General features: G+C 61.1%; 10 protein-coding genes and 1 pseudogene. 5 read left to right on the top strand and 6 right to left on the bottom strand.

The features are described from left to right. Positions 1-1,541 (top strand): molecular chaperone HtpG (htpG, locus tag ACOVRJ_RS23745; protein ID WP_422046291.1); only part of this gene is annotated, 1,541 nt, incomplete at its 5' end. 71 nt (positions 1,542-1,612) lie between these two features. Here htpG and ACOVRJ_RS23740 read toward each other — a convergent pair. The 4 genes from ACOVRJ_RS23740 to ACOVRJ_RS23725 all read right to left on the bottom strand — a co-directional run bounded on the left by ACOVRJ_RS23740 (position 1,613) and on the right by ACOVRJ_RS23725 (position 5,415). Beyond that, entirely contained in the window at positions 1,613-2,275 is a 663-nt protein-coding gene (locus tag ACOVRJ_RS23740) for a PEP-CTERM sorting domain-containing protein (RefSeq protein WP_422046290.1), read from the bottom strand. A 252-nt stretch (positions 2,276-2,527) separates the two neighbouring features. Further along, positions 2,528-3,601: a serine/threonine protein kinase gene (locus ACOVRJ_RS23735; protein WP_422046289.1), complete on the bottom strand. Its 1,074-nt coding sequence runs from the start codon at positions 3,599-3,601 to the stop codon at positions 2,528-2,530. 86 nt (positions 3,602-3,687) lie between these two features. Beyond that, the gene (locus ACOVRJ_RS23730) at positions 3,688-4,536 is read right to left on the bottom strand and encodes a DUF2726 domain-containing protein (RefSeq protein WP_422046288.1); all 849 of its coding nucleotides are present in this window, start codon (positions 4,534-4,536) and stop codon (positions 3,688-3,690) included. 144 nt (positions 4,537-4,680) lie between these two features. Continuing rightward, positions 4,681-5,415 (bottom strand): GNAT family N-acetyltransferase, encoded by a 735-nt coding sequence (locus ACOVRJ_RS23725; protein WP_422046287.1) that lies wholly within the window; start codon positions 5,413-5,415, stop codon positions 4,681-4,683. Between the two features lie 327 nt (positions 5,416-5,742). Here ACOVRJ_RS23725 and rplM point away from each other — a divergent pair, with 327 nt between their 5' ends. The 3 genes from rplM (at position 5,743) to erpA (ending at position 7,160) form a co-directional block, all read left to right on the top strand. Continuing rightward, positions 5,743-6,171 carry a 50S ribosomal protein L13 gene (rplM, locus tag ACOVRJ_RS23720; protein WP_349742571.1) on the top strand — a complete coding sequence of 143 codons (429 nt, stop codon included), beginning with the start codon at positions 5,743-5,745 and terminating at the stop codon, positions 6,169-6,171. Between the two features lie 9 nt (positions 6,172-6,180). Further along, positions 6,181-6,573, top strand: coding sequence for a 30S ribosomal protein S9 (gene rpsI / locus ACOVRJ_RS23715; RefSeq protein WP_339596078.1), 393 nt, complete (start codon positions 6,181-6,183; stop codon positions 6,571-6,573). 212 nt (positions 6,574-6,785) lie between these two features. Next, a complete protein-coding gene (gene erpA / locus ACOVRJ_RS23710; RefSeq protein WP_422046286.1) occupies positions 6,786-7,160 on the top strand; it encodes an iron-sulfur cluster insertion protein ErpA in 375 nt (124 codons plus the stop codon). Between the two features lie 65 nt (positions 7,161-7,225). Here the strand turns inward: erpA and ACOVRJ_RS23705 are convergent, their stop codons facing one another. After that, complete coding sequence (locus ACOVRJ_RS23705; RefSeq protein WP_422046285.1) at positions 7,226-8,350, bottom strand: anhydro-N-acetylmuramic acid kinase; 1,125 nt, start codon at positions 8,348-8,350, stop codon at positions 7,226-7,228. 27 nt (positions 8,351-8,377) lie between these two features. Then, the gene (locus tag ACOVRJ_RS23700) at positions 8,378-9,769 is read right to left on the bottom strand and encodes a M23 family metallopeptidase (RefSeq protein WP_422046284.1); all 1,392 of its coding nucleotides are present in this window, start codon (positions 9,767-9,769) and stop codon (positions 8,378-8,380) included. A gap of 225 nt (positions 9,770-9,994) precedes the next feature. On the opposite strand from ACOVRJ_RS23700, the pseudogene ACOVRJ_RS23695 reads away from it, so the two are divergent. Continuing rightward, positions 9,995-10,394 (top strand): annotated as a pseudogene (locus ACOVRJ_RS23695) (tyrosine--tRNA ligase); the annotation flags it as partial.

Below are 10,394 nucleotides of genomic sequence, written 5' to 3'. Positions count from 1 at the left end.
AGGACGCCAACCTGATCGGCCAGTTCGGCGTGGGCTTCTACTCGGGCTTCATCGTCGCCGACCGCATCACGGTGGAAACCCGCCGCGCCGGCGTGGCCGCCGAAGCCGGCGTGCGCTGGACGTCTGAGGGCACCGGCGACTACGAAGTCGAGACCATCACCAAGGCCGGCCGCGGCACCGATGTGATCTTGCATCTGCGCGAAGGCGAGGACGAGTTCCTCAAGACCTGGCGTCTGAAGTCGGTCATCAGCAAGTACTCCGACCACATCTCCCTGCCCATCCTGATGAAGAAGGAAGAGTGGGATGCCGAGGCCGCCAAGCAGGTGATCAAGGACGAGTGGGAGTCGGTCAACAAGGCCTCGGCCCTGTGGTCGCGCTCCAAGAGCGAAGTCACGCAGGAGCAGTACGAGGAGTTCTACAAGCAGATCAGCTACGACACCGAAGCGCCGCTGGCCCATACCCACAACCGCGTGGAAGGCCGCAGCGAGTACACCCAGCTGCTCTACATCCCGAAGAAGGCGCCGTTTGATCTGTGGAACCGCGACAAGCGCGGTGGCGTCAAGCTCTACGTCAAGCGCGTTTTCATCATGGACGATGCCGAGGCGCTGATGCCGGTCTACCTGCGCTTCGTCAAGGGCGTGATCGACTCGGCCGACCTGCCGCTCAACGTCAGCCGTGAGTTGCTGCAGGAAAGCCGCGATGTGAAGGCCATCCGCGAGGGCTCGACCAAGCGCGTGCTGGGCATGCTGGAATCGCTGGCCGACAGCGAGGACGCGGCCGATCGCGCCAAGTACGCCGACTTCTGGAAAGATTTCGGTCAGGTGCTCAAGGAAGGCATCGGCGAAGACCACCAGAACCAGGAGCGTCTGGCCAAGCTGCTGCGCTTTGCCTCCACACAGTCCGACGAGGGCGTGTCCCTGGTCGACTACCTGAAGCGCGCCAAGGAAGACCAGGACGCGATTTACTACATCACCGCCGATTCGCTCAGCGCCGCCAAGAACAGCCCGCAGTTGGAGATCTTCCGCAAGAAGGGCATCGAGGTGCTGCTGCTGACCGATCGCGTGGACGAGTGGATGCTCTCCCACCTGTTCGAGTTCGAAGGCAAGCCGCTGCAATCGGTGGCCAAGGGCGCCATCGACCTGGGCAAGCTGCAGGATGAGGACGAGAAGAAGAAGGCCGAGGAAGCGGCCGAAACCTTCAAGCCCTTGCTGGACCGCCTGAAGGAAGCGTTGAAGGAGCGCGCCAAGGACGTGCGCGTCTCCACCCGTCTGGTCGACTCGCCCGCCTGTATCGTGGTGGAAGAGGGCGATATGAGCGGCCATTTGGCTCGCTTGCTCAAGCAAGCCGGCCAGGCTGCGCCGAGCTCGCTGCCGACGCTGGAGATCAATGCCGAGCATGCCCTGATCAAGAAGCTGGACGGCGCCGCCCAATTTGACGATTTGGCCCAGGTGATCTTCGACCAGGCCGTGCTGGCCGAAGGCGGCCATCTGGAAGACCCGGCGGCCTACGTGCGTCGCGTCAACGCCATGCTGCTGGGCTGATTGTTCAACGGCTCGCAGCAAGAAAAAAAGCCCGCCAATTGGCGGGCTTTTTCATGGCGATGGAGTCGTGCTCAAGCCGAGCGGCGACGGCCGGCGCAAACGCCCAGCAAGGCCAGGGCCACCAGCGACAGCGTCGCGGGCTCCGGCACTTGGTTCGACACCGGAGCGGCGCCAGTCATGGAAATCGAGTCGACTCGGAAGTCGTTGCCGAAACCCCAGTCGTGCGAGCCGCCTGTTTGGTAGTAGCCCGACAGCTGGTATTCGTTCTTCAAAGTGATCTGGGCCGTGGTGGCTGAGCCCGAGTTCCATTGCAGGCTGATCAGGTTCCAGCCTCCAGTCGAGGCCTTGACGATGCCGCCGACATTGCTGCCGTTGATTTGTGCCTGGATGGGCACGTTGTACGGCGCAAAACCGGCATAGTTGTCAGCGACGTAGAAATCCAGCGTGTAGACGCTGTTGGCCGCAATGTCGAACACGGAACTGATGAAAAAGCGGTGGTCGGGTTCAGGGCCTGTGCGGGTGCCCAGGTTGAAGTAGGCGCCGCTCTGCCCCCCGGAGCTGAGAACGCAATTGCCTTGGCCTTGGCAATTCGACCAGTAGGCATCGCCGCGGGTCCAGCCGTTGAAGCCGTTGTCAAAGCCTTCGCTATAGACAACGCCGGCTTGTGCGGCACCGGTGAAGAGGCCGCCAACGAAGGCCAGGGTCAGGGCGCTGAAGAGTTTTTGGGTTTGCATAAATTGCTCATTCAAAGAAGTGTTGACCAGAACCCAACAGCACAGCGCCATGTTCGGCGCAGCGGCTGGGCGCTGGTTCGACATGGCCTCCGTTCCATGGGGAGAAGGCAACATTCCGTTACAAGTTTCGTGCCAACTTGATACAGCTCAATGAATCAAGGAGTTAGGGCCGCGAGCTTGTTGGGCTGCAGAAATCTGTAAAGCTGGCCGACAAATTCGTCATCCCAGGTGGCCCAAGTGCGGCGCATTTCCCTAGCGGAAACCCTCGTCGAATGACACATCGCCTTCGTCGCGGAAGTCATCCACCGGCCGCTCGTCCTTGGGCGTCATCGTTTCCAGTTGCTCGCCGAGCTTGGCGACCTGGTCATGCCAATAGTTGGAACTGCCAAACCAGGGGAATGCCAAGGGGAAGGCCGGGTCGTTCCAGCGTTTGGCCAGCCAGGCGCTGTGGTGGATCATGCGCAAGGTGCGCAAGGGTTCGATCAAGCGCAGCTCGCGGCGGTCGAACTCGGCGACGGTCTCGTAGCCGTCCAAGATCCACATCAATTGCTGGCGCGCCGCCACCTCATCGCCGGACAAGAGCATCCACAGGTCCTGCACGGCCGGGCCGGTGACGGCGTCGTCGAGGTCCACGAAATGGGGGCCGTGGTCGGGTGTCCAGAGGATGTTGCCGGGGTGGCAGTCGCCGTGCAGGCGCAGCGTTTGCAAGTCTGGGATGGCATCAAAGCTTTGCTGGATGCGGGCCAGGCAGGCTTGCACCATGGCATCCCAGGCGGGTAGCACTTCAATCGGAATGCAGTCCAGGTCGAGCAGCAAGGTTCGCGCGAGTTGGCCGGGTTGTGCGCCGACCCAACTCAAGCGGTGCTCAAACGGGCGCTGTCGTCCGACATTGTGCAAACGACCGAGCAGGCGGCCGATCCAACTCAAGACCTCGCGGTCTTCCAACTCAGGCGCGCGACCGCCTTGGCGCGGCGTGACGGCAAAGCGCTGGTCGCCAAAATGGGCCAAGGTGGCCGGGTCGCCCACCAGTTTCAACTGCGCCTTGACATCGCTGAGCGTCCAAGGGGCTGCGACCGGCACCTCGGCCTCGGCCAGTTCGCGCGCAAACTGGTGTTCTTCCAAGATTTGCGCATCGCTCCAGCGGCCGGGACGGTAGAACTTGGCGACGGCAATGCGACCGTCCTCCAGATGCACTTGCAACACCCGGTTTTCGTAAGAGTTCAGTTGCAGCATGCGGCCGTCGCCGAACAGGCCGGCCGCGTCGAGCGCGTCCAGCATGAATTCGGGTGTCAGGGCGCCAAAGCTGCGGTCCAGGTCTGGGTTCATGGGCGGAGAAAAGAAAAACGGCGCCGGACCTTGTTCGGTCCGGCGCCGCAGTATCGCTTGCGCAGTCGTCGGGAAGAACTGAAATCTCAGCGCGGCAGGCGTCCGCCGTATCGCGGCGAGTCCACCACCATGCCGACGATGTCGTTCGGCGCTTCGTCGGGGAAATGGGAGTCGACACTCATCGGCTCGACAAAGGAGGTCAAGCCTTGAAAGCTGCTGCTGCCAGCGGGGCGACTTGCTCTGGGCAAGTCACTGCCAGCAGCGGTGTCAAACCGGCTGTCGGGTGCGAAAAAAGAATCGTGGAAGATGGCGGAGTCTTGCCACAGCCCATGTCGCCCGGTTGGGGCTTTGTTGCTAGTACTGCTGCGTGCAGCGGCGCGTTGGATGGCTGCGCGAGCTGCCGCTGTGGCGGTGGGTGTGGGCGCTGGTTGGGGCCCGCGAGCACTGCTGTTGGTGAACGGTACCAGCAACTGCAATTCGGCGGCGCTGGGCAGGTTTTCCATGGTGCAGCGCAAATAACGCACGCGGCAAGCACCGAGTACCGACTGCTTGATTTGCAGGCTGCGGCTGGACATGCTGCGTTCACCGTCCAGGTCCACCGCAGCCAGCACGCGGCCATTGGGGCTGCAGATTGCGAAAGTCACATGGATGGCGCCCAGCAACTCGAACCAGTAGCGCACTTCGTTGGCTTCGGTCGGTTGACAAAAACGAACCAGTGGCAGCTTGGCCAGAATCACGTGGTGAGGCAGCGCCTCCTTGAGTAGCCGATAGACGCGCCGCTCTTCGGCACTGAAGACCGGCCGCGCTGTCAGGGACCACTCGGTTGGCAGCGGCTTGCTTGCTGTTGCTGGCCGTCGTAACGCCCAGTAAACAGCGAACGCCAGCATGGCAAAGCCAGCCAGCAGCGCGATCACCCAAGGAATGATGGTTTGCATGTCCCTCGACAGCCTCAATGTTTGAATTGCGCTGTTGTTACCGCGCTTATGCAATCAATGTAGCGCAGTTCGATGACAGCTAACTCGGTAGCTACCCCCGGTCTAGGTGGGGTCCAGCCACTTTCGCGCCCCTGGCGACTGAGACTATTGTTTTGCGGCCTTGCCTGGTGTTTCGAACTTGGCTTTGACTTCGGCGACGCCGTCGATGATGTCGCCAATCACGCGAACATGGCGTTTGAACTGGAAGTCCAACTCAGCCATGTGACGCTCGATCGCCTCGCCGACATGAGAGGACACTGAATCGGGCGGCAAACGCAGCCATGCCTCGGACTCCGAACCGTCCCGCTCCACCGTGGCTCCCGCATTGCGAGCGATCTTCAGCATGGGCCCGTTCTCGCTCAGTGCGTGAATAAAGAGGGTGTCGATGCCGCGGTTGCGTGCGTGCAGGGCAGCTCGTTCAAACAGGCGGGCGCCTAGGCCTCGGCCCCTGACCTGCGGTAGCACCGAAACGCCAAACTCCGCCATGGCAGGTTGCCCGGCTCTTTGGGGTTTTGGGGCGTAGGCGAGATGGGCCATCACCACCAACTCGAGCTTTCGGTTGAACACGCCCAGGACTTCGTCCCGATCAAAGTCGATGGCCATGGCATAGCGGCTGATTTGCTCATCCGATGCTGGATAACCAAAGCGCAGATAGCGATCGCGCTCGTTGAGCGATAGCAAATGCTGGGCGATGCGCCGGCGATGCCGCCTACCGAGCGAGCGGATGGGAATCCAGGAAGACAGTCGACCCAGCGCGGCTACCGGACCCCAGGCGAAGCTGCCGGCCTGTTTTGCGGCGGCAGGGGCCTGTGGGTTGGGGGAGGCGGAGGGCGAGGTCATGGGCTTTACCGAAGTGCGGGCTAAGTAGTTTCCCTGATTTTAGCTTGAGGTGATCAGCGCCGTGTGGCGCACCTCTTGGGAGAGGCCTTTCAAGTTTCTTTGGTGTCTGCTAGAATGTCTGGCTTTCCTGTATTTGGCTGCAGGGAAGAAGTCTTTGTGCCTGACGTGAGAGGCCGCGAGATCAGGGTGTTTGGTGAGAGCCGGCACTTGACCTCAATAAGCGGAACCGAGCGAAGAAACGAATTTGAACAAGATTCGGCACCAAGATCTGATTCAGCCATCCGACCGTTGATCTCGTTTTGGGGTCAGCATTCGAAAGTAACTCTCATGAAGACCTTCAGCGCCAAGCCGGCAGAAGTGACGCACGAGTGGTTTGTGATTGACGCCACCGACAAGGTGCTCGGACGTGTTGCCAGCGAAGTGGCACTCCGTTTGCGCGGCAAGCACAAGGCCATTTATACGCCTCACGTGGATACCGGCGATTTCATCGTCATCATCAACGCAGAAAAGCTGCGTGTCACTGGCAACAAGGCCAATGATAAGGTGTACTACCGTCACTCGGGTTTCCCGGGCGGTATCTACGCCACCAAGTTCAAGGACATGCAAGCCAAGCACCCAGGCCGCGCCTTGGAAAAGGCTGTCAAGGGCATGCTGCCCAAGGGTCCGTTGGGCTACGCCATGGTGAAGAAGCTGAAGGTCTATGCAGGTGACACCCACCCGCACGCCGCTCAGCAGCCCAAGGCTCTGGAAATCTAAGGAACGATGATGATCGGAAACTGGAACTACGGTACAGGCCGCCGCAAGTCGTCGGTCGCTCGTGTCTTCATCAAGAAGGGCACCGGCCAAATCGTCGTCAATGGCAAAGCCATTGGTGATTATTTCGGTCGTCAGACCTCGATCATGATTGCTCGCCAGCCTTTGCTGCTGACGAATCATGGCGAGACCTTTGACATCAAGGTGAATGTGCATGGCGGTGGCGAGTCGGGTCAAGCCGGCGCCCTGCGTCACGGCATCACCCGCGCTCTGATCGACTACGACGCAACCTTGAAGTCCGAACTGAGCCGCGCTGGCTTCGTGACGCGTGATGCGCGTGAAGTCGAGCGTAAGAAGGTCGGTCTGCACGGCGCTCGTCGTCGGAAGCAGTTCAGCAAGCGCTGATCGAACTTGGTTGTCGGTCTTTGCTGCCCTTGGGGTGTGCAAAGCCGCACTGCAAGGCCGCTTTCGAGCGGCCTTTTTCGTTTTTTGGCTTCGTGTGCATGCTTGGCGCAACAATTGCCAGCGGGTGCTTTGTGGTCTTGTCATCATCCGACTGCGTTAGTCGGGTTTTATGTGGACAATACGAGCATTGAGCCTAACCATCAGGAATAAATATGAGCGCAGTTCTTGAGTCTTCCTCCTCGTCTGTGGATGACATGCCTGTTCCCCTTGTCTTCACCGACAGTGCGGCCGAAAAGGTGCGTGATCTGGTTGCCGAGGAAGGCAATCCTGAGTTGAAGTTGCGTGTATTCGTGCAGGGTGGCGGTTGCTCCGGTTTCCAGTATGGCTTCACCTTTGATGAAGCTGTCAACGAGGACGACACCCAGATGAACAAGAATGGCGTGACTTTGCTGATTGACGCCATGAGCCTGCAGTACTTGGTCGGCGCCGAGATCGATTACAAGGAAGACCTGCAGGGCGCGCAGTTCGTGATCAAGAATCCGAATGCATCGACCACCTGTGGTTGCGGGTCCAGTTTCTCGGTCTGAAGCTGTTTTCAGCCTTGTTCAAAAGCCGCCAAGTTTTGGCGGCTTTTTCATTGTGGCAAGCCTTATCAGGCCGGGTAGAGTGCGCCCAGTATGCGCGGGCCTGAGGCGCCGGTGGCGCTGGATAGATTCCCGGGTAGTCCGCGCACATGGCGCATCGCCAACCAGGCAAAGGCCGCAGCTTCGACTTGCATTGCCGGTAGGCCTCGGGCGTCGGTCGGCAGGACTTTGACTCCGGGCAATAGCGCTTGCAGTCGCTGCATCAAGTGCGCATTGAGTGCGCCGCCGCCGCAAACGAGCAAATCCTGGCTTGAAAGCCCGTACCGTCTCAGGCTGTCCACGACGCCGTGTACGGTGAGTTCCAGCAGGCTGGCTTGAATGTCCTGGGGCTGAGCGTGGCTTGAGCTTGGCAGCAGACGATCGAGCCAGGCGCGATTGAACAGGTCGCGCCCGGTGCTGCGCGGCGGGGGCAGGGCGAAAAAGGGTTCGGCCAGCATCTGACTGAGCAAGTCCGGCAAAACTTTGCCGCTGGCGGCCCAGGCGCCGGCCGCGTCAAACGGCTTCCCCAGGTGTTCGGTAGCCCAAAGGTCCATCAGACAATTGCCCGGCCCGCAATCGAAGCCCAGGGTGCCGCCCTGACGGTCGAGCAGGCTGATATTGCTGATGCCACCAATGTTCAGTACCGCAACATCGCGTTCCATTCGACCAAACTGCGCGCGATGAAAGGCGGGAACCAAAGGGGCGCCTTGCCCTCCGGCAGCTAGATCCCGGCTGCGCAGATCGCAGACCACGGGGATGCCGCTTTGCTCCGCCAGCAAGGCGCCATTGATCAATTGCAGGGTGTAGCCGCAGCCGTCGAACTCACCGGGGCGATGCCTGACCGTCTGTCCATGCGCGCCGATCGCTGTGACGCTGCGGGGAGAGATCTCGCTTGCCTCCAGCAATTGCGCCACAAGATCGGCATAACTGCGCGCCACCCCTGTGGCGGCCAGTGCGCTGCGGTGCAGTTCGTTGTCGCCGGGGCTGTTCAGGGCTAGCAACTCATCCCTCAGGGCGCTTGGGAAGGGGTGATGCAGGTGTTGCAGCACTTCCATGGCGCCACCCGCTTCGGGAAAGCGCGCCAACACGGCGTCTGCTCCGTCCAGCGAAGTGCCGGACATCAGGCCGATGAAAAGATCGCGCGGCCCGGGCATGCCTGGAAAACGGTCGGCGCCGGTGGGTCAGTCTGCGCCGCTGACGCCGCCGTCCATGGTCTGCGCCACGTCCAGTTGCGACTTGACGCTGGCCACGGTCTGCTTGAACTGGGCTCGGGCGTAGTTCGGCAGCGTGACAGCCTCGGAGGCGCGGGCAATCGCGCGTGGGTCTTGGTGGGCGCCCTTGACACGGAATTCAAAGTGCAGGTGTGGGCCGGTGGCCCAGCCGGTGGCGCCTACAGCGCCCAGTCTTTGACCCTGTTCAATGCGTTGGCCCTTCTTGACATCGATACGGCTCAAGTGCGCATAGACGGTGGTGCGGTCGCCGTTATGACGCACATGCACGACATTGCCAAAGCCGTTTTGCCAGCCGGCAAATTCGACCAAACCGTCGCCAACGGTGCGGACGGGGGTGCCCGTGGGGGCGCCGTAGTCCACGCCCAGGTGGGCGCGCCAGGTCTTGTGAATCGGGTGGAAGCGCATCGCAAAACCGGAGGTGATGCGGGAGAACTCCATCGGGCTGGCCAAGAAAGCGCGACGCTTGCTCTGACCGTCGAAGCCAAAGAAGCTGCCCTTGCCGGTCACGCTGTCTTTGAACCAAACGGCTGAATGGCTGCGGCCATTGTTGATGAACTCACCGGCAATGACGCGGCCGCTGGCGCCGCTGTCCCAAGTCACGGCTTCGCCATCGGCGGTCAGGCTTTCATACACGACAGAAAAGCGATCGCCCTTGCGCAGTTCGCGGTGGAAGTCGATGTCGCCGGAGAACATATCGGCCATTTGTGAGGCAATGGCGTCCGGGATGCGCGCCTCATCGGTGGCGGCAAAGAGCGAGGTTTGAATGCTGCCGCTGCCCAAGCGAACCTGCGCCTGTAGCGCGGCCGTTTCCAATTTGGCGCTGAAGGCGTTGCCGGAGCGGGTGATGCTGAGTCGATTGAAATGGGTGGATTGCTGCTCAGGCTTGTCGGCCTGGAATCGCACCACCATCGACTGCACCGCACCTGAAGCATCGGCGGTCAGGTGCACCGACTTTCCGGCGCGGCCCTGCAGCACGCGCTTAGCAAGCGGGTCGGTGCGCAAGAACTGAGCAGCGGCTGGGTCAAAGGCGCCCAGACGCTTGAACAGACTTTCTACCGTGTCGCTGCTGCGGGTCAGTTCACTGCGGCTCAGCCCAATCTTGTGATCGGCCAGCGCAGCCAGTTGATCGTCCAGATCAAGGGTTTGCACTGCCTCGGCCACGGTGCGCTGGGGCAAATCGCGGGCGTCAGGGGCGAGTGGGGCAATGCCAAAAGCGGTCACGGCAAAGCCGCTGAGCAGGCCGACCACGGTGCCCGTCAAAGCACGGGGATGGCGGGCGGCAAAGGCTTCGGCTCGCGCCAGAGCCTGTTTCACATCGTTCATCCGGTCAGTCACGCTCATCAAATCCCAAGTTCTTCTTGTTTTGACACTCAACTGCAGCGAGCGTCTGACAAAGGTGTCGCGAAAGCCATGAATCGCGTCCACTAGAATTGATCTTTTCGCGACATCTCACCAACTTCTGGGGGGTGTCATCGAAAACTAGGCGCGAGTATACAGAGTCAATCGCCGCGTCAACGTCTAGAAAACCCGATAAATCAAGGCTTTACCCGAGCCCAGCTCATTGTCATGACCGAAAAGCAAACGCCCGCGCCTGTCAATCCCCCAAGCTCGGCCAAGCCGGCATACCCGATCACCGACAAAGTGCGCGAGGCAATGGCGGTCTCTCTGCGCGCTTGTGACGAGCTGCTTCCCGAGGCGGACTGGTTGCAAAAGCTGGCCAAATCCGAGGCCACCGGCGTGCCGCTGCGCATCAAGCTGGGCCTGGACCCAACAGCCCCCGACATCCACATCGGCCACACCGTGGTGCTGAACAAGATGCGCCAGCTGCAGGACCTGGGCCACCAGGTGATCTTCTTGATCGGGGACTTCACCTCCATGATTGGCGACCCGTCTGGCCGCAACGCCACTCGTCCGCCGCTGACGGCCGAGCAGATCAAGGCCAATGCCGAGACCTATTACGCCCAGG

It is taken from the genome of Roseateles sp., assembly GCF_049240545.1.
GTDB lineage: Bacteria > Pseudomonadota > Gammaproteobacteria > Burkholderiales > Burkholderiaceae_C > Paucibacter_A.
Note: the sequence above shows the minus strand (reverse complement) of the source record. Positions and strands in the feature narration are given on the sequence as shown.